An 18,080-nucleotide genomic window follows, 5' to 3' on the forward strand; every position below is an offset into this window, starting at 1 on the left:
CGCCTCAACGCGCCGCGACCGCCCGCCGCCGGTCCCACGCGACCGCGAGGTACGCGGTCGCGCCCGCGAGCGCGAACGAGAACAGCGAGGCCGAGGTCCACGTCTGCGCGTGGATGTGCAGCGCGTCCTGGATGTGGCCCCAGAACGTCGCCCACCACTCGACCGAACCCGGGTTGATCAGCTGGTACATGCAAAAGCCCAGCGCCCACGGCGCGATCATCACCCAGCGGGCCGGCGCGTGGTCGCCCAGGTCCCAGCCGGCCCGCCCGCGCCCGACGAACAGGTCCACCGCGAGCACGCCCAGCAGCGGGATGAAGATCGAGCCGATCAGCGACAGGAAGCTCGCGTAGGTGTCGAAGTCGTTCACCATCAGCGCGAACGCGGTGACCAGCGCACCCACACCCAGGCACAACACCCGGCGGTCCACGCGCGGCGCGAGGTTCTGGATGGACATCGCGGTGCTGTAGACGTTGGCGAAGCTCTGGTCCACCTCGCGCACGACCAGGACGGCGAAGAAGACCCAGCCGGCGGTGACACCCAGGAACGAGTCGAAAATCTTGTCCGGGTCGCCGCCCACCTGGGCGAGGGCGACCAGGCCGAGCAGGTAGCACCAGATGCTGGTGATCGAGAATCCGCTCAGCGCGGCCCAGAATGCGGGCTTGGTGCCGCGCGAGTGGCGGGTGTAGTCGGACGCGAGCGGGACCCAGGAGACCGCGACCGCGAGCGCCGCGTCCATCGCCGGGAAGAACCCGGACCACGAACCCTCGGTCATCGGCGGCAGGCCCTCGCGCCACAGCTGGACCGAGAAGTAGAGCATCGCGATGCCCACCGCGACCGTCACGTAGCGGCGCAGGATCCGCAGCATGCCCAGCGGGCGCAGCGTCATCGCCGTGGTGACCGTGCCGGCGGCGACGATGTACAGCCAGTGCGGGCCGTCACCGTCGGTCATCGCCTCGATGCCGATCGAGATCACCAACAGCTCGAAGGTGCCCCAGCCGATGCACTGGACGATGTTGAACACCGTCGGCACGTACGAGATCTTCGTGCCGAACAGGCCACGCAGCACGGTCATCGCGGGCGCACCGCTGCGCGCACCGGGGATGCCGGCGACCGCGACCATGAGGGTGCCGATCAGCGTGCCGCCGACGGCCGCGACGATCGCGGCGACCATCGACAGTTGCGGATACCCCGCCGGGGCCAGCACGTACAGCGCGCCGGAGAAGCCGAGCAGGCTCACACCGAGGTTGGCCCAGAACGCCGCCTGGTCGCGGAACCCGAGGGTGCGCGGCGGTGCGGTGTCCAGGATCAGGGGCGCCTCGGCGCCGCCGTGCGGCACCTCGGGGCGTGCGTCGTCGATGACCGGAGCCGACATGGCTCTACCTGCTCTCCCTACGCCGGCATTACCCGGACAGGTTCAAGCGGTCGGTGGCCCCGGGCGCGTCGGCTAGTCGCCGACACCCCATGCCGCCCTCTCAGCCCGGTTGGTCCGAGCTCCCGCGATGGCGTGGCGAACAGTACGCGCCACGCGACCCACTTGGGAAGGCGGGGTGCCAAAACGAGCCCGGGGACGGCTCGCCGAGCGGTCGCCGGGCGCCGTCACGGGCCATCGCCACGCGCCCGACCGCGAGGGGATCCACCCGGCGACCACGGGCCGTCCTCACGCGTGGGCGAGGTGGGCGGTCGGGTGTGGGCGAGACGCACCACCGCGAATGGCGAGGCGTGCGGTTGCATCCGGGCCCGAGCACCGCCGTAACCGGCGAGACGCGCGATCACCTCCAGGAGAGACGCACCACCACGAGCGAGTAAGCCACCCGGTCCGAGCAGGACGCACAACCACGAGCGGGCAAGACGCGCGGCCACGAGCGGGCGAGGCGGGCGATGGCCTCCAAGCGGGCGTGGACGCGCCACCGCGACTGGGTGGACGACGCCGCTTCGTGTGCGTGCGGCTCGCCGGATCGGGTGGGGGCTCACCAGCCCGAGTGGGTGAATGCCGGCCAGGCGGTCAGGTCGTCCGGGGCGATCGCGCGGGCTCGGGCGGCCAGTTCGGCCGGCATCGCGGCGGGGATTCCGCGCTTGGGGTCGCGCAGCCACAACTGCGCCGTGCGGACGGCCTGGGCCGGCGGCAAGTCACGGCGGTCGAGGTAGTGGTGGGCCATGTACAGCACCAGCGCGGTGGTCGTCTCGTCCACCGGCCACAACGTCGACACCACCGTGTGGGTGCCCGCCGCCAGGTACTCGGCGCCCACCCGCCAGGTCTCGTCGTGACCGCCGGCCGGCACGAACGCGATCGGGTCACCGGCGGCCCGCCCGATCTCGATCGCATACCGCCGGGCCCGCGCGCTCGCCGGCCGCGCCGCGACCTCGCACAGCAGGCGCGGCGCGCCGATGTACGAGATCTGCGCGTTCTGGAGCGCATGCCGGCGGCGGCCGTCGACGAGTGTCCAGGCCGCATGCCACGGCACCATGCCCAACGGTCCGGCGGGCAGCAGGACCAGGGACGGCGCGCGGCCGAAAGAGCCGGGCACCGCGGTCAGTACCGGTTCCATCACCGTGGTCCAGGCCCATTCGCCCAGCGCATCGAGCATGTCGGCCCAGTTCTCCCGGTCGCCTCCGGCCAGGTCCAGGCCGTAGTCGAGTTCGGGCAGGTCGAGCACCCGCGTCGTGCCATCGGCATCGGTCAACACCGCGGCGCCCGGCACGAGTTGCACAAGTGCGTCGCTGCCGAGTCGGCCGAGTGCGGCGGCGATCTCGGCGGCAGGCGGCGGGTCGAGCAGGGTGCGCCACGGCGTGCCGCGCGGGTCGAGGCCGACCCGGGCCGAGGCCACCTGCGCGGCGGCCCGGAACAGGTGGGCGTCCGCCGGTGCGGTCCGATGTGCGCGCCGGAAGCAGATCCGCGCCTGATCCCAGGCCGGCCGGCCGTCGGTGGTCGCCGCGCTCGCGGCGTACGCGATGCCCGCCGCATAGGCGAATTCCGGCCAGCGTGTATCGGCAACGTCCAGCGCGCCGAGCGCGTCCGTCAGCAACTCGATCGCCTCCGCGAACAAGTCGCGCACGGCGTCCGGAGCCTCGTCCGTCGACTCCGCGCCCAGCGCTTCGGCACACCGTGCCCGCCCGCGCTCGCCCCGTTCCCACGCCCGCCGCGTCTCCGCGTCGACGTCCTCCACGCTCACCCCCGCTAGCCCCCGCTCGCCGGGACCACGGTACCGGGGCGGGAAGCACCCCTCACCGCGATCGCGGCCGCGGCCGCGGCCGCGGCCGAAGATCACCCCGGGGAGCGCGCCGGGACTTCCGCCACCGCCGTGCGTCCGACTCCCCCACCGGCTCACGCCCCGGTCAGCCGCCGCGTCTACGTCGTGCCCGGCTCGCGCCATCCCGCCCCGGATCAACATGCCCAAAAACGCGCCGAGTCGGGCGTGAGCGCCTCGTCGGCCGGCACGAGCCGACCCTCCGGATCGAAGCCGAACTCGAACCCTGCCGCCCGCCTCCAGCGTCGCCTTACCCAGTGCGCACCATCCCGGCGTCGCCTTACCCGGCTCCTCCCACCCCACCGAAATCACCACGCCTGCCGCCCCACGCGGGCGTACCGGGCCGCGCGGCCGCCCAGGGATGCCGCTCCCCCGACTCAGGCCGCCTCGCCCGAATCACCCCAAGCCGCCGGCCCGCACCGCGTCGCCGCCCGGACCGCTCCGGCCGTATCACGACGAGTCGCCCCGCCGCACCGTCCCACTCAAGCCCGGCGCCGCACCGCCTCGCTTCACCGCCGCGTCACGGCACCCCACCGCCATCACCGTTCGCCCCCGCCGCCGCCGTCGGAACCGTGCGAAGCGGAGTTCCCCGTGGCCCTTCCGTCCTGATTTACCGGCGCGTAACTTACTCGTGAGTCACCTTCAGACGCCGTCCCTGGGCGTCGCTTCACCATGCTTTCTCGCGGGTCGGGCCACGCCCCGACCATGACGTCAGGAGACCCTCATGGGTCAATTCCGCATGCGCTCACGCGCTCGTGTGCGCCCAGGCGCTCGTGTGCGCTCACGCGCTCGTGCGGTCGCCGTCGTCTCGGCCGCGATTCTCGCCGGGCCCGCCCTCGGGCCCGCCGCGTCGGCCGGCACCGTCCCCACGCACACCCCCGCGGCGGCCGTGCAGACCGCCGCCGGCACTTCCCTGCGCTTCGTCGACATCCCCGGCGACGGCGGCACCAAGCTCGCCGCGAACGTCGTCACGCCCACCGGCGGCGCCCCCGGCACCCGCTATCCGGTCGTGGTACTGCCGACCAGTTGGGCGATGCCCCAAATCGAGTACGTCGTCCCCGCGCAAAAGCTCGCGGACAAGGGCTACGTCGTGATCGGCTACAACTCGCGCGGCTTCTGGCAGTCCGGCGGCGAGATCGAGACGGCCGGTCCCAAGGACATCGCCGACGCGTCCAGAGTGATCGACTGGGCGCTCGCCAACACACCCGCCGATCCGGGTCGAATAGGCATGGCCGGCGTCTCGTACGGCGCCGGGATCAGCCTGCTCGCCTCCGCGTTCGATCCCAGGATCAAAGCCGTGGTCGCGATGAGCGGCTGGGCCGACCTGATCGACTCGATCTACAGCGGCCGGACCGAACACGCCCAGGCGGCAGCGCTGTTGGGCGGCGCCGGCTTCCTCACCGGACGACCCAGCGCCGAACTCACCGAGATCCTGAAGAACTTCCTCTCCGGCAACCTGGACAAGGAGGCGGAGATGCTCGCTTGGGGCGCCAAGCGCTCGCCCACGACCTACCTGGACCGGATCAACGCCAACGGCGCCGCGATCATGCTCGGCAACGCCTGGGGCGACTCGCTCTTCCCGCCGAACCAATACGCCGACTTCTACGGGAAGTTGACCGGCGCCAAGCGGCTCGAATTCCGTCCGGGCGACCACGCCACCGCCGAGGCGGGCGGCCTGCTCGGGCTGCCGAACGACATGTGGGCCGATTCGACCCGCTGGTTCGACCACCATCTGCGGGGCGTCGACAACGGCATCGACCGGGAGCAGCCCGTACAGCTCAAGTCCCGCACCGGCGACGGCGGCTATGAGGGTTACCCGAGCTGGCCGGCGGTGCCCTCCTCGACCCGCACCATCGCGCTCACCGGGACCCAGCGCGTCCTGGCCAACGTCGACTCCGGGGCGGACGGCGGCACGATCTTCCTGTCCAGCATCCTCGACCAGTTCCTCCAGGTCCCGCCGGTCGCCTCGATCCCGCTGCTGCCCAGGGCATTCGCGGGCGTGTGGCAGAGCGACCGCTACGGCACACAGACGAAGGTCCGCGGTACGACGAAGCTGCACACCACCGTCACCGCATCGCACGAAAGCGGAACGATCTTCGCCTACCTGTACGACGTCGGCCCGCTGGGCATCGGCAAGTTGGTGACCCACTCGCCGCTGACCTTCCACGGAAAGACGCCGGGGGTGGCGTTCCCGGTCGACATCGACATGTACGCGACGGCCTACGACGTCCCGGCGGGCCACCGCCTCGCCGTCGTGCTCGACACGGTCGATCCGCTCTACCTGGAGCACAACCCGTTCGGCGCCGGACTCGCCTTCTCGTCGCCGTCGAACGACCCGTCCACGGTGACGGTGCCGGTCCGCGACTGAGTTCGCGCAACGGCCGGTCCTCCCCGACGAAGGACCGGCCGTTGCTGTCCGAGGGGTGTCAGCAGGCGCCGGGGCCGACACCGTCGATCCGGCCACCGAAGTCGCCGAGGTAGCGCGAGCGCCAGTCGCCGTTGAACACGTCGCGCTTCTGCACCGGGCTCCAGTTGACGAAACACGCCCTGGTGCCGGAGACGAACGAACCGACGTGGTCGTGGAAGGCCGGCGGCATATCGCGGTAGCCGCTGCGCGAGGTCCACTCCCACGTGCTGCCGTGGAATCCTTCGCCGGTCCAGAAGCAGACCGAGCCGTCGCTACAGGACGGCGGCGCGGCCGGCGCGGCGCTCGCGCTCGTTGCCGGGAGCAGGAGGGCGGTCAGCGAAAGGGCGGCGCCGAGCGCCAGGGTACGCATGTGCATCGGTTCTCCACGATCGAAACGACGACGGCGAACTGCCGCGACGCCGCCATGCTCCTGACCCGCCCCTCGAACTCGCCAGACTTGTCGATCATTTCCACCCGATCGGGGACATGCCCTCCCCAAACGGCCCAGCGCCCCGCCGCCCTGGCCACCGATGGATCACGCCACTAAGCTGCGCCGGTGACTGTTTCCCCTGCCCACCCGCGACCGGCCCTCAGGGCAACTTCGAGCCGCACCGGGGGCTGACATGGCGCCTTCCGTGTACCGCATCACCCCGTACGACCCGGCCGACGCGACCTCCGGTAAGCACATCCGCCACGACTGCCGCGAATCCGTCGCAGCCGCATACTCCGCAGCACTGGGCACATTCGCCCTCGACGCCGGTATCGACCGGCTCACGATCGACAACCCGATGAAGAACGGCTTCCACTCCTTCTCCGAGTGCTCGGGGGCCGGCGGTCATGAACTGGATGGCCTGTTCCCGTACAACCTCACCGGCTATCACGACGGCGCCCTCGTTCCACTCGGCACAGCTCTCGGCCTGGTGCGGGCGATGCTGCTCGGCCACGGCCTCTGGTGTCGACTGGTAGGCGACGATGGGTTCTTCGTGCACGTCGGATACGAACGCGACGTCTACCTCGGCAGCGCCGACCCACTTCACGAAGCCGAGATTCGGGCACGTGCGCTGGGCCTGTTCGTCGAGCAGGTCGACGCGTCACCGTACGACCCGGCCACCGACGAAGTAGCCGAAGACCGAGCGGCCGACGACGCCTTCTGGGCCGAACTGATCGAACTGGTCGCCGAGCGCGGCGGAGTTCTGTTGGAAGAGCGCCGCGTCGGCAACGCGTACCGCTGGCACCGCCTCACCAACGCGCCGGAAGTCGACGCGGTGCGGACCGAGTTGACTCCTCGTGCCCGATTGGCGGCCTGGCCGGACCTGATCGAGGAGGGCGAGGCGATCCGTGCCGCCATCGCGCGCCAGGAACGCCTCGCGTTGCTCGTTCAGCAGTACCCGGGCGGCGGGTTCTACGACGCACGGATCGCCGAACAGGCCATGGCCCGCGACCGAATCATTTCGGCTCCGGGTCACCGAGCCGCACTCGTGCTACTGGAACCATCCGATCGGGATCCGTTCCTCGCCGGTGTCCTACCCGACTCCGACGGCATCCTGCGGGCCCGTTGGCGAACCAATCGCACGCGGGCCGACGAACGCCGGACGCTGATGGCCTCGTTGCGGATCGGCGACATCGTCACCGGCGTCGTCGCAACGGGACTCAACGACATCGGGGTCCACGTCGACCTGGCCGGTGACCCGGGCGGCTGTCTGGGCTTCCTCCGCGTCCCCGAGATGTCCTGGACCCGCTTCGAATCGGTCGACGAGGTCGCGCCGATCGGCCGGGAGATCCGCGCAAAGGTCCTTCACATCGACTGGGATCGTGAACAGGTCAGCCTGTCCGTCAGGGAACTCCAACCCGATCCCTGGCAGCAGTACGCCGACACCCACCACATCGGCGACACGATCACCGGCAAGGTCACCAGACTGCTCCCCATCGGCGTGGTCGTGGAAATCGGAGACGGCATCGAGGGCTTGGCACCCCTGCCCGAACCCCCGAGCCCACCAGTTCAAGTCGGGGACCAAGTAGACGTATCCATCACCGAAATGGACCGCGAGCACCGCCGAATCGCCCTCGCGTTCGCCCGGGAACACACCGCCTGAACCTTCCGATCGGAGGCCGGGCTCGGGCCTCCGATCGGAGCCGGCTACCGCTGCCGGAGTCGGTCGACAAGCGAGATCCGGTCCGGGCGTGCCACGGATATCACTGCGAATCGGGGTACTTTGCCGTCCCGGATGCCCAAGGCAGAGCTGATGATCGCAACTTCGACACAATCGTCATTTCTGGTGTAATCGGACTTGATCCCACGAGATTCGCGCTGAACTCGATGGATCCGCGAAGCTCCTGCCGCCAATCCGCGATGGCGCTGCGGGAAGCCATCTGGGACAACGCGGACGTGTGCAGGCGATCGAACGTCGCTCCGAAGTGCTCGACGTCGTCGGGTCTGTCGATCAGAAGCGAACCCGCGAATTGCTCCAACCAGGCGGCGTGTCGACCTCGCTTCGGCTCCAGGATCAAGCACGGTGTGGATGCCATGAATCGCGCCCCAGGCGGGATGATTTGCACCCTGACATGTGGATGTTCCGAAATGACCTTCACAAGGTGGTCGAGCTGATCGGCCAGGATCTCCGGACTTCCCACCGGCTGATACAGAGCGCTCTCGGTGATGATGAACCAGGCGGGTCGGCCGTCGCGAAACAGTCGCTGCGCCCTCTCCATCCGCAGTTGTTGCCTCTCGCGGGCCTCTGCCATGGACAAGGTGGGATCGTGCATGAGGATGATCGCGAGGGCGTAATCCGCGGTTTGGAGTTGTCCCGGAATGAACATCGTCTGAAAGCAGCGGACGGACGCCGTCCCGCTCTCCAGCCGCATCAGTCGATGAAGACGTTCAGGCGCCTCGGTAATGAAGGTGCGCCAAGCTTGGCTCATCTGCTCTTCGCCCGCCTCGTCGGAGGTGGTGAAGCCGAGAGCACTCAGCGGCCTCCCGAAGAAGTCCTCCAGCACCCGCCGATAATCCGGCGTCGGATAGGGCGGATCCGCACTCTCCCACCGTCGGACCTGACGCACGCTCACCGCCAACCGCATGCCCATCGCGAGGGCATGTTCCTCGAAGGCGTCGGCGAAGCCGGCCTGGGAGTGCAGTCCGAGGGTGCGTCGTGCGGTCACCAGCTTGGAGTTGGCTCCGAGCGGTCGTGCGGGCATGGCATCTCCGGTTGGTCCATCCCCACGCGCCGCCCCCGGCGTTCGCGTATGCGGGGATCACAATGCGGCGAACTCACCTGCACACACGGTAGCGATCCCGGCACATTGCGTGTAACCGATCTGGAAACACGCATACAGAGCCGCGGCGGCGAGCCGGATTGGTGGGCGTAACCGGCATGCGGGACCGCGACGGCGCGCCGAGCCGATCCTGTTGGTGTCATGCCACTTCAGCCGGCCTTGGCGCCTCGAACCGCGTGACCGGAGGAGTTGATACCGGGACGACGGCAGGGCGACCGATGCCCACACAGGACGACGTGCTCGGATTCTCCGGCGGACGCGGCGGGGGTGCGCCCTGGTTGCGCGGTGTGTGACTCCTTCACCAAGGGCGAGTGATTGTGTTGGTGTCCAGAGTTACCGAGCCGTCGATGGCCAGGACCTGGCCGTTGACCGTCACGCCGGCATTCACCGTGATCGAAATCTGGGCAAGGACCCTTCCTGCGAAGTCGGTGTCGGTGCCCAGAGTGGCTGAACTACCGATCAGCCAGATGACGTTCCTGGCCGTGGCGCCGTTGATGAGGAGCACTCGGCTCGCGGTTGCCGTCGTCAGGGTCGATCCGATTTGGAAGATCCAGTCGGCGTTGCGGTCGCCCAAGGCATCCAGCGTCAGCGTGCCGGTGAGCCCGATGGAAGAGGCGGCGTTGTAGACGCCGGGAGGCAGTGTCACGTCGCCGAGGTCTCCGGTGATGCCGGCGTCCGGGATCCGCTCGACGCCGTCGTTGTATGTCGTGACCAGGTCGGCATGGCCTTCGACGGCGGCTGTGTCCGAGTTGTGGATACTTCCGTTGACCTGGCCGGGCGGGAATCCGGCGATGGACACTCCTGGGCTCACTCCGAGATCTCCGGTGACGCTCGTAAGCCCGGTGTTGGTGACGGACGCTCCGCCCAGGACCGCGACGAGTCCCAGATAGGTGTAGGCGTCCGAAGCGGTGGTGGTGCCACCGAGGGTGGTGACGGTGACATCGGCCGGGCCGAGCTCCCCGGCCGGCAGCACGGCGTCGATCTCGGTGTCGGAGGCGACCCGGAAGGAGAGGGCGGGTATGCCGCCGAAGGTGACGCTCGTGGTGTAGGAGAACGCGGTCCCGGTGATGACGACGAGATTGCCGCCGTCCACCGGTCCCGAGTCGAGGGTGACGGCGGTGATGGAGGGCGAGTCGAGATAGGTATAGGTGACTCCGCCAGCAATTCCGCCCCTGGTGATCACGGTAACCCCTACCGGACCCGCGGAGGCCGCCGCCGGGACGGTCACGGTGAGCCGGCCGTCCGAGTCGACGGTGAACACGGCGGTCTGCGTACCGAATCGGACCTCACTCGTGGTGTAGAGACCGAGGCCGGTGAAGATCACCGTATTGCCACCTCCCAGAGGACCCGCCGGCGGCGGGTCGATGCGGAAGGAAGGCGGCGGCAGGTAGTAAAAGGTGCCCACAATCCCCGTTCCGCCGGCGGTTGTGACGGAGACCGGGACGGCGCCGTGACCGGAAGGGGTGATGGTGTCGGTCGTGGCGTCGCTGACGACCATGAAGCTCGTAGCCTGGCGGGAGCCGTAGCGCACGGCGGTGGTTCCGGTGAAGTGGCTCCCGGCAAGGGTCACCGCGTCACCGCCGCCGGTGGATCCCTGGTTCGGTGAGACCGGCATGGGGCGCTCCCTTGGACGATCGCCGACGCACGGGGGAGCGAACCAGCCCCTTCGACGACACAACGGTTCGATTACACCAAGTAACCCTCGGGTGCAAACTGGTGTCAATAGGCAAGGAACTCATGCCGCCCACCAATGAGGCATGTTCAGTGCAAGGCCCTCGGAACGCTGCTTGGTCGGGCAGAGGCAAACCGAGGCCGGCGGACAGCCTCCAGGAACAACATCGCCACCCGGTTCAGCCCCGGTTCCTGTGACCCATCGGAGCCGTCCGGCGGCGCGGGGGCCATCGACAGGTAAGGAATCGCCCTGACGGCCCACCGGCAATCTCGCACGCGGCGACAACGGCGAACCTTCTGCTCGACATGCCGTCATGAGCAAGTTCCGATAGCGAAGTTCGCACGGGACGCTCTCACGAGTCGCCACAGCCCCTTCGGATCTGCCGCCCGAACTGTCGGCACCGTGAACTTCGGCGTCTGCCAGGCAACCGCAACGACGCCCAGGACAGTTTTCGCTTGCACCGCTCGGCACGAGCTACAGACCGCCGACGAATCCGAGCGAACCAACTTGAACGCGGCCGACGGGACGGCGCCGGAAGCGAGCTGAGCTGCGGGTTCTCGAGGCTCCCGGGGTCGGGTCGAGCACTACGAACCCCCGAACAATATCCGTCGAGAATTTACTTGGTAACTTACCTAGTAATTTACTAGGTAAGTTACCAAGTAAATTACCTAGTAATTGCGGGGCCGAGTGAGGGATGAACGTTATACCAGGTCACCCGGCCGTCCGGCCGGGTGACTATACGTTTGCAGGGCGGTCGACCGATGGTTGGTTGGTCGCAGTGCAAACGTATAGCCACTGGCCTCTACCAACGGTCGACCGCCGCACTTTCCATGCGGTACGGTTTTCGCCTTGTCCTGGAGGGAGAGAGGCATCAAAGACGCAGCGCGAGCCAATTTGCAAATTTCCACTGAACACGTCTTCCGGCTCCACGGGCACGCCCTTCGCGGCGGCCCCGGCCCGGCACTTGTGTGCGAGCACTGCGGCCATCGCGGCGTCGATCTTGCGCGGCGAATTTTTCGTTTCCTTGCGGATCTGGATGCCTGCTCGCGATGCCAATCGATGAGCGTTGAGACGTGACGACCCAAGACGACATCGCCGTCGTGGGTGAGTTCCTCGTCGACTACCGCATCGTGGAACCGCTCCAGGGCGGCGACCATCGCGCTCGGCCTGTTCGTCCATCACTCCACCGGGTGGCTCCGGCTCGCATGGATCTGGAGTCGCTGGCCATACTCGGCGCTCCCGTGATCCACATAGTCGTGCCGGCGAGATGGGTCGCAGTAGAGGTCGAAGACGTTGTATGCCTCGAAAGCCCGTGCAACGGCGGCGTCGACCTCCTCGGTCGACACCCGCCAGTACGTGCCCTCCGGTTCGTCGGGGCGCTCCCAGCAACCGAGCAGGACCAGATGGCCGTCGAGCGCACGGCGCGCGACGAGGGCAGTCGAGTCCTGCCGGATCGAGCGGTCGAAGCCAAGCGTGATCGTGTCGCCGGGATGGAGCGCCTTGTCTTCGCCGCGGCATGCTGCCCACTCGGCAGGTGCGAGCCATGTGCTGCTCGCCGCGGTCTCCTGGTTCAAGAAGTAGCGTTGCCTGTCGGCCGCGTCGGCGCGCGTGTCCATGAACTCCGCGACGAGCGAGTCCAGATCCTGCCACGCGAGTGCCTCGCCGTAGGCCTCGACGAGCGCGGCTCGAAGCGCTTCTTCGTCGCCGAGGTCTTTACACCCGCCGCAGCGGTGGTCGTACAGCAGCATCGCGGGCTTGCGGCGGCCCTGCTCGATCGCCTTGCGATGGACTCGGCTTCGCCGAACGCCAGCTCGGCGGTGGATTCCTCACCGGGCTCGTACATCGTTGTGGTCTCCAAGTACCAGGTACCCGCGAAGTGCTTCCGCTTTCGCGTGTTGCGGGTGACCGTCTTGTACATCCGCCGAAGTTCGAGCGTGACGTACAGGTGCTTTTTCTTCGAAGCAGGACCACATCTCCTTGCTGCCGTCCTTCGACGCGGAGGCCGCCGTCGACGGGGTGATCTCGCCTCCGCCCTGAAGGTAGACGCAGGTGATGCCATCGTCGACTACGGGCACACGCGAGAGCGAACAATCCTCATCCGTGAGGTTGTAGTGGAACGAGTAGTAGACGTTGCCCGTCCGGCCTTCCTCGGTAGCCATGATCCGGGTGTAGAGCGTCGTGAGGTGCTCGCCCATCGGCTCACCGGGCTCGTAGACATACTCGAAGCCGAAGTCCCACGGGTCGCGATACGCCTCGCCACCGACCGACCAGCCGGAGAAGCGGCACGGACCGAGGGCCCCGAAGAGCGCGATCCGGGCCCCCGGACCGCTCTTGTCGCAGCCCTTCGGCCTGCTGAGGAACGAGCTTTCGTAGAGCGAGTGGTTGTTCTGTGCCGACTGGCCGATCGCGTATCAGCCGACGATGAAACCCGTGAACTCGTTGCCGTGTCGGGCCGGCTGGCCCTGGACGTCGCCCGGACCATGGCGAACGAAGTGCTCCATCCACGCGACCGCGAGCCACCCGAGCGAGCGCTTCCGGTCGTGCACCGGCACCTGGAGCAGCGTCCGCGGCACGGCGAGATCAGCTCGTCAGGCGGGCCCAGCGGGACCGGATGTCCGTCACACTCGCCGCGTTCGGCGGCGCTGCCTTGGCGCTCTCGTCGTCAGCGGGGACCTCGATGGTCATGCGAAGCCGGACGCGGTCCTCGACCGTCGCGCCGAACTCCGCGGCACGGATGCGGAGTTCGCTCATGAACACCCACCTGCCCCTGGTCCACATCGTGTGGTGCATCAGGGCCGCGTCGATCAGGAAGTCCCAATCCGTGGGCAGGAAGTCGCGCGCCTGCGCCGAGCGGCGCCACGTTTGCCACAACCCCACCGTGCGCGGGTGCCAGGGCTCCAGGTCCGGCAGCGCGTCGTCCGGCAGCTCGGGGCCGCGAAGCACCGCGGGCGCGAGTTGGCAGGTCGGGAGCGGGTCGGCGTTTTTGCGGCGACGCTTCGCGGGGTCCTTCGGGGGCGGGCCGATGGCCGGGCGTGGAAAGCACCTCCCGGTGTCCTGAGATCCGCTAAAGTGCCGTCTTGATTGGTAAAGCAACGCCAATCAGCATCGCAGTGAAGTGGTCCGGACGGGCCTGGGCGATGCCACTGACCGAACAGGGCAGCACAACAACCGAACATCGTTGAGATCCCGGCGTCCGACAGGACCTCAGTTGGATCACCAAAAGAAAGCCCTTTGGTGGTCGAGCTGAGTGTGCCCTGTTCGCCACCAACTCGACTGCCCTTATGCAGGAGTTGGAGCCGGTGAGTACCGCACTTCTCGCATGGATCACGACGGCCGGAGTCGTCCTGACGGCCATCATCCTTGGCATCAAAGCCCTACTCCCCCACGTTCGCGACCTGCTCGACGAGGTGGCGAAGACGTTGGACAAGTGGCGCGAGATCCGGGGGCGGTCAGGTGAGCAGTCTGCGAAGCAGAGGACCGAGGACGGCCAAGACGACGGGCGCGACCTCGAAAGGTCGCCGGGTGACGGTGATGTAGCGTCCGGTCGAGTCGGCGGTGGCGTTCCCGACCCCCCCGACCGCGACGATTCGCCCGCGCTCAAAATCGCCGAGCCCCCGAATGGGGATTCCTTGGCCGGACGGTGAAGAGCGGTGCCACGCTGGGACGCATGAACCACGACGATCCCCTTGGCAAGACCCCTGAGTTCGTCAGTACGAGGGGCGGCCTGCAGCCTAAGGAGGACCAACGCGGGAAATTCGACGACTCACTGGAACGTGCCTGGCAAGGCGACCTGTCCGGGTTGCGAGGTGCGAGCGCCATGAGATGGGGGCTGTCCGCCGGAATATTCGCCACGATGGTTACCGTGGTTCTTCCGCCGCCACAACCCGCCCACCCTCCAGGTTGCCCAGCGCCCAGATGTGGATTCCGCGACTGGACGGTGAGACCTCGACGATGTGGGCCCGGCTGCCTCAACCAAGCGCCGGGACCACGGCACGAGTTCGCCGGCGACATCGATGCAGCGCGCGGTTTCTTCTACACCGATGCTGAAGCTGGCACCTGCCACTTTCTCGCACTTCACGTTAGGCTCCACAACGCGGAGTCGGAGCACGCTGTTCTTGAAGGCTATGCGGATCTCTGAATGTGCCGCCAGTTCGAGGCATGTGAGACGAAGCCCAGACCTACAGGGATACATTTAGCGATATGTGTCTGAAATGAATACAACCAGAACTGCCACCGGAACGACGTCAGCCCGGACCATCGAAGTGGTCCGGGCTGACGTTTGCCCAGGTGGGCGAGTGCGGAGGATACGAGATTCGAACTCGTGAGGGGGTGAACCCAACGCGCTTTCCAATTGTTCATTCGGACGTTCAGGGCTCGCCATATGTATCCTGAACTGCGCAAACGCCCCTTGATCACGGCGCTGCGAACGGCGCCGGACGGGGGTGAATGCAACCAGAACTGCAACCAGGTCTCCCGGGCGCGGGTAGTCCCGAGGTCCTCGGCGGAGAGTGGGAAGGTGTGGCGCGCGTAGTTGCCAGTGTTGAGCCCGTGGTTGGCGTGGGCGATCAAGGTCCGCAGACGGAGAACCAGTTCGTGCTGGTCGGACCACAGGGCGCCGAAGTGGCCAGTGGGGACGTCATACGCCACGCGGGCCCGCTTGTGGTCGAAGGTGGTCACGCGGCTGGTAGCCCAGTTCGACGGATTGGCTCGCGGAGGTCTCCACGTGGACGCTCGTGCCCATGCCAAAGAGGGTGGCCGAGACCTCCAACCCGGCGGAGATGCCGATCGTGACCCCCGTCCGTGGCGCGGGAACTCCGTCGACCGGTCGTTCGAGACGCCCTGTGCGATCTCCTTGGGCGATCTGGCCTCCGCCGTGTCTCCAAAAATCGACATGGCGGACGAGGTCGAACCGGCACCTGCGATGGGCCCGGTAGAAGGGGGAGTTCTCCACCTTCCATGCCTCGGGACGGCCGTTTCTTGGACCATCAGGAGGCCGATCCCGGCACCATTAAGAAAGTTCAAGTCGGCAGCCTGAAGGCACTGACGGACAGTCCTTTAGAATTCGATTTGCACGGGCCGTTTCCTGACTCAATAAGTTTCACCGGCTCGACCGCCGATACGAGGTCAAAGCATCGCACTTCGGTGCATTCGTCAGATCGTCGCCGCATTCTCTGCCACCGCCGATACGCCAAATGAACCGTCTTCTTGTAACGCCACTGCGGCCTGCCTGGCCGTCCCGGTGGACGAGTCCGGCATGGGTGGGCCACCTGGCCCGCTCATCCAATCCCCAGCCATCGAGCCCTTTGCTCGCCCTGCCGTCTATGGCTCCGCCGAATAGGCCGTGCCCACACCGGTCCTGGCAGGCGGTGTGGGCATGAAACGCGCCGTAGTCATCGTCGGTCCCCTTGGCGACCGGAGGGCTCCGGGGACAAGTGCTTTGTCATGCGGCCCGACCACGATTAGCCGCGAGATAGCGTTCCCGGTCGGCGCTCCGATCCGCTGAGGACTTTCAAAGGACGGGGCGCGTCTCGCTTACTCCCGGAGTTCCGTGCTCCAGGTATTCGGCGATCAATTCGACATCGCGGCGATCTTTGGCCCGATTGAGTCGCGACTTCCATTCCAGAGTTCGCTCCAAGGGCAGAAAACCAACGCCCTCGAAGAACTCGGCCTCGGCGATGAGACTGTTCACGTCGTATGCGAACCAGCCGTTCAGGATTTCGATGCGTCCATCGAAGAGCAAAATGTGTCGAACGAACCCGAACGGGCTCGCCGTCGGTTGCCCGAGTTGCTTCACACTCTCCCACAACGACGCGTTGACAACGATGTCGAGATCGCTTATATCGGACCTGATGCCGTGTGCCAACAGAGGGCCGCTGCCGGCGACGACGCAGTCTTCCGAGGGAAATCCCAGAGTGCGGAACTCCCGAAAAATGGGGTGGTCGCGCAGGAACATAAAGGCTCCCTACAATGGCGGCAATCCTATGGCCAGTCTAGTTGCCACTGCCGCCACTAACGCACTGGCGACGCTCGCCAATGTTCCGATAAGGTAATATTCACTCATTAATTTACCCCCCTGACTTATCCCCGGCGCACGGGCGAACGATTTCGCCGCGATGACGAGCGCGGCGGCCTCCGGATGAGATGAGGCAAGGAAGGCAAAGAGGAGTAATCGCTCGATCCATCCGATGTGGTTTCCGGATATGAAAAACTCGCGCACCTCGGGGCCCAGTGTTCCTGCGCCGATGGCGCTCTCGACACTGTCCACGAGCGGCTTCACCACACGTCCGATGACCGGTTGACAACCGAGAACCGCGATCAAGAGTCCCGAAAGGACACTGATCGAGCGATCATTCTCGATCACCGAATCGCGAACGAAGTCGAACCAGGAAGACCCTCCGATATAGGCAATGAACACCCCCGATACTGCAAGAACCGCGAGCGCCGCCTTCTTTTCCGCCCCCAGCCCGGGGGAAACAAACCATGGATATCCGAAATGCGGCAGAGACCACGACCCGGGAGTGCTCAATACAGCCACGCAGACGGCTACCGAAACGGCGGCAAGCACTGTCAACACAGCTTCCCAACCATGATTCGTCGGTAATATCACGAGCATCGCGTACGTGGCGGAGAAGCATATCGCATACCACGGCTTTCTCCGGTACCACGCAAATCCCGCCGGAGCGGTTACCGCAGCTATCAACCCGATCGATACTCGAGCGAACTCCAAGTCATTCTCCAACGGAAGTCGAATCGATGATCATGGAAGAGGTGATACCGGCCGTCGCGATTGCCGGCCCGGTAGTGGCTGGATGAAGTCTAGCCTTTGCACGAGAGGCGGCACGGCAACTTCTCCGGAGGTACAACGGGCCGCCGATTCATTGACCACCTTTGCGTGGCGTCATCCACATTGACATCCACGAGCCTGCGCACCACCGACGGCGCTTGGAGGAGCTCAACCTCCGGATCGAGCAATTTGACCGGACTCTGCACCGGGTGTCGGTGGACGAGCCCGGAACCCGAACGCCGGCCGGACCTGCGGGAGCTGTCCGTGCAGCTGGAGCGGTGGCGGATGGAACCCTGGGCGGAGATCGCCGAGGCAGCCCACATCGCCGGGATGCTCATGCGGGACCGTCTGGTCGCGAGCGGACGGTGGAAGGCGCTCCCCGCAGGCGAACAGGCCGCCGCGCACTGGGCGATGACCACCGGCCACGTGTTCTGACCACGCCGCAGCGCCATCGGAACCCGGACGAGGACGGCGCTCGTCTGCATCGACGAAACCGCACGCCACGTCGCCAACCTGTGCGACGGCTGGACACACGGAAAACGTGCGCTACGAACGCCGGGAGCCCCACAACACACCTCGCGATCGCCCATCCCTGAACGCCGGAGCCGCCGCCGGGCGCCAACGGCACGGTGATCGCCTTCGACCGGCTGCCCATTCGTCGCCGTAGCACCTCGATGTGGAGTTCGCGCAGGACGACGTCAG

Annotated in this window: 15 protein-coding genes, 1 pseudogene and 1 riboswitch; of the genes and pseudogenes, 4 read left to right on the forward strand and 12 right to left on the reverse strand. The window is 67.0% G+C overall.

The genetic code is table 11. The features are described from left to right. Positions 1–4 precede the first annotated feature (4 nt). The 3 genes and pseudogenes from ACFZBU_RS33410 to ACFZBU_RS33420 all read right to left on the reverse strand — a co-directional run. Complete coding sequence (locus ACFZBU_RS33410; protein WP_391587456.1) at positions 5–1,372, reverse strand: purine-cytosine permease family protein; 1,368 nt, start codon at positions 1,370–1,372, stop codon at positions 5–7. Next, a riboswitch (TPP riboswitch) is annotated at positions 1,368–1,508 on the reverse strand. It overlaps the preceding gene by 5 nt. A gap of 459 nt (positions 1,509–1,967) precedes the next feature. After that, positions 1,968–3,170, reverse strand: a complete 1,203-nt coding sequence (locus ACFZBU_RS33415) for a CHAT domain-containing protein (RefSeq protein WP_391587457.1) — start codon at positions 3,168–3,170, stop codon at positions 1,968–1,970. A gap of 212 nt (positions 3,171–3,382) precedes the next feature. Then, positions 3,383–3,457 (reverse strand): annotated as a pseudogene (locus tag ACFZBU_RS33420) (hypothetical protein); the annotation flags it as partial. A gap of 512 nt (positions 3,458–3,969) precedes the next feature. Here ACFZBU_RS33420 and ACFZBU_RS33425 point away from each other — a divergent pair. Then, positions 3,970–5,613, forward strand: a complete 1,644-nt coding sequence (locus tag ACFZBU_RS33425; protein ID WP_391587458.1) for an alpha/beta fold hydrolase — start codon at positions 3,970–3,972, stop codon at positions 5,611–5,613. A 58-nt stretch (positions 5,614–5,671) separates the two neighbouring features. Here ACFZBU_RS33425 and ACFZBU_RS33430 read toward each other — a convergent pair whose 3' ends face one another. Beyond that, on the reverse strand, positions 5,672–6,028 hold the full coding sequence (locus ACFZBU_RS33430; RefSeq protein WP_391587459.1) for a peptidase inhibitor family I36 protein: 357 nt from the start codon (positions 6,026–6,028) through the stop codon (positions 5,672–5,674). Between the two features lie 247 nt (positions 6,029–6,275). Here ACFZBU_RS33430 and ACFZBU_RS33435 point away from each other — a divergent pair, with 247 nt between their 5' ends. After that, entirely contained in the window at positions 6,276–7,745 is a 1,470-nt protein-coding gene (locus ACFZBU_RS33435) for a S1 RNA-binding domain-containing protein (protein ID WP_391587460.1), read from the forward strand. A 100-nt stretch (positions 7,746–7,845) separates the two neighbouring features. Here ACFZBU_RS33435 and ACFZBU_RS33440 read toward each other — a convergent pair whose 3' ends face one another. The 6 genes from ACFZBU_RS33440 to ACFZBU_RS33465 all read right to left on the reverse strand — a co-directional run bounded on the left by ACFZBU_RS33440 (position 7,846) and on the right by ACFZBU_RS33465 (position 13,537). Further along, the gene (locus tag ACFZBU_RS33440; RefSeq protein ID WP_391587461.1) at positions 7,846–8,844 is read right to left on the reverse strand and encodes a DUF5753 domain-containing protein; all 999 of its coding nucleotides are present in this window, start codon (positions 8,842–8,844) and stop codon (positions 7,846–7,848) included. 376 nt (positions 8,845–9,220) lie between these two features. After that, a complete protein-coding gene (locus ACFZBU_RS33445) occupies positions 9,221–10,537 on the reverse strand; it encodes an ice-binding family protein (RefSeq protein ID WP_391587642.1) in 1,317 nt (438 codons plus the stop codon). 1,235 nt (positions 10,538–11,772) lie between these two features. Continuing rightward, on the reverse strand, positions 11,773–12,342 hold the full coding sequence (locus ACFZBU_RS33450; protein WP_391587462.1) for a hypothetical protein: 570 nt from the start codon (positions 12,340–12,342) through the stop codon (positions 11,773–11,775). A gap of 78 nt (positions 12,343–12,420) precedes the next feature. Beyond that, positions 12,421–12,789 (reverse strand): hypothetical protein, encoded by a 369-nt coding sequence (locus ACFZBU_RS33455; protein WP_391587463.1) that lies wholly within the window; start codon positions 12,787–12,789, stop codon positions 12,421–12,423. A gap of 216 nt (positions 12,790–13,005) precedes the next feature. Beyond that, a complete protein-coding gene (locus tag ACFZBU_RS33460; protein ID WP_391587464.1) occupies positions 13,006–13,167 on the reverse strand; it encodes a hypothetical protein in 162 nt (53 codons plus the stop codon). 7 nt (positions 13,168–13,174) lie between these two features. Further along, positions 13,175–13,537 (reverse strand): hypothetical protein, encoded by a 363-nt coding sequence (locus ACFZBU_RS33465; protein WP_391587465.1) that lies wholly within the window; start codon positions 13,535–13,537, stop codon positions 13,175–13,177. 356 nt (positions 13,538–13,893) lie between these two features. Between ACFZBU_RS33465 and ACFZBU_RS33470 the strand changes: the two genes are divergently transcribed. Continuing rightward, the gene (locus tag ACFZBU_RS33470; RefSeq protein WP_391587466.1) at positions 13,894–14,238 is read left to right on the forward strand and encodes a hypothetical protein; all 345 of its coding nucleotides are present in this window, start codon (positions 13,894–13,896) and stop codon (positions 14,236–14,238) included. Between the two features lie 1,865 nt (positions 14,239–16,103). Here the strand turns inward: ACFZBU_RS33470 and ACFZBU_RS33475 are convergent. Together ACFZBU_RS33475 and ACFZBU_RS33480 are read right to left on the reverse strand one after the other, a co-directional pair. Beyond that, positions 16,104–16,547: a hypothetical protein gene (locus ACFZBU_RS33475; RefSeq protein ID WP_391587467.1), complete on the reverse strand. Its 444-nt coding sequence runs from the start codon at positions 16,545–16,547 to the stop codon at positions 16,104–16,106. Positions 16,548–16,556: 9 nt separating this feature from the next. Next, positions 16,557–17,168: a hypothetical protein gene (locus tag ACFZBU_RS33480; RefSeq protein WP_391587468.1), complete on the reverse strand. Its 612-nt coding sequence runs from the start codon at positions 17,166–17,168 to the stop codon at positions 16,557–16,559. Between the two features lie 474 nt (positions 17,169–17,642). On the opposite strand from ACFZBU_RS33480, the gene ACFZBU_RS33485 reads away from it, so the two are divergent. Further along, the gene (locus tag ACFZBU_RS33485; protein WP_391587469.1) at positions 17,643–17,813 is read left to right on the forward strand and encodes a hypothetical protein; all 171 of its coding nucleotides are present in this window, start codon (positions 17,643–17,645) and stop codon (positions 17,811–17,813) included. Positions 17,814–18,080: the final 267 nt, after the last annotated feature.

The sequence above is a fragment of the Embleya sp. NPDC008237 genome (assembly GCF_042956465.1).
Lineage (GTDB): Bacteria > Actinomycetota > Actinomycetes > Streptomycetales > Streptomycetaceae > Embleya.

What these genes read in the sequence shown, in the direction of transcription:
- ACFZBU_RS33450 (WP_391587462.1), bottom strand. Translation starts at nt 12,342, where the DNA reads ATGCTGCTGTACGACCACCGCTGCGGCGGGTGTAAAGACCTCGGCGAC.
- ACFZBU_RS33435 (WP_391587460.1), top strand. Translation starts at nt 6,276, where the DNA reads ATGGCGCCTTCCGTGTACCGCATCACCCCGTACGACCCGGCCGACGCG.
- ACFZBU_RS33430 (WP_391587459.1), bottom strand. Translation starts at nt 6,028, where the DNA reads ATGCACATGCGTACCCTGGCGCTCGGCGCCGCCCTTTCGCTGACCGCC.
- ACFZBU_RS33425 (WP_391587458.1), top strand. Translation starts at nt 3,970, where the DNA reads ATGGGTCAATTCCGCATGCGCTCACGCGCTCGTGTGCGCCCAGGCGCT.
- ACFZBU_RS33455 (WP_391587463.1), bottom strand. Translation starts at nt 12,789, where the DNA reads ATGGGCGAGCACCTCACGACGCTCTACACCCGGATCATGGCTACCGAG.
- ACFZBU_RS33440 (WP_391587461.1), bottom strand. Translation starts at nt 8,844, where the DNA reads ATGCCCGCACGACCGCTCGGAGCCAACTCCAAGCTGGTGACCGCACGA.
- ACFZBU_RS33475 (WP_391587467.1), bottom strand. Translation starts at nt 16,547, where the DNA reads ATGTTCCTGCGCGACCACCCCATTTTTCGGGAGTTCCGCACTCTGGGA.
- ACFZBU_RS33410 (WP_391587456.1), bottom strand. Translation starts at nt 1,372, where the DNA reads ATGTCGGCTCCGGTCATCGACGACGCACGCCCCGAGGTGCCGCACGGC.
- ACFZBU_RS33445 (WP_391587642.1), bottom strand. Translation starts at nt 10,537, where the DNA reads ATGCCGGTCTCACCGAACCAGGGATCCACCGGCGGCGGTGACGCGGTG.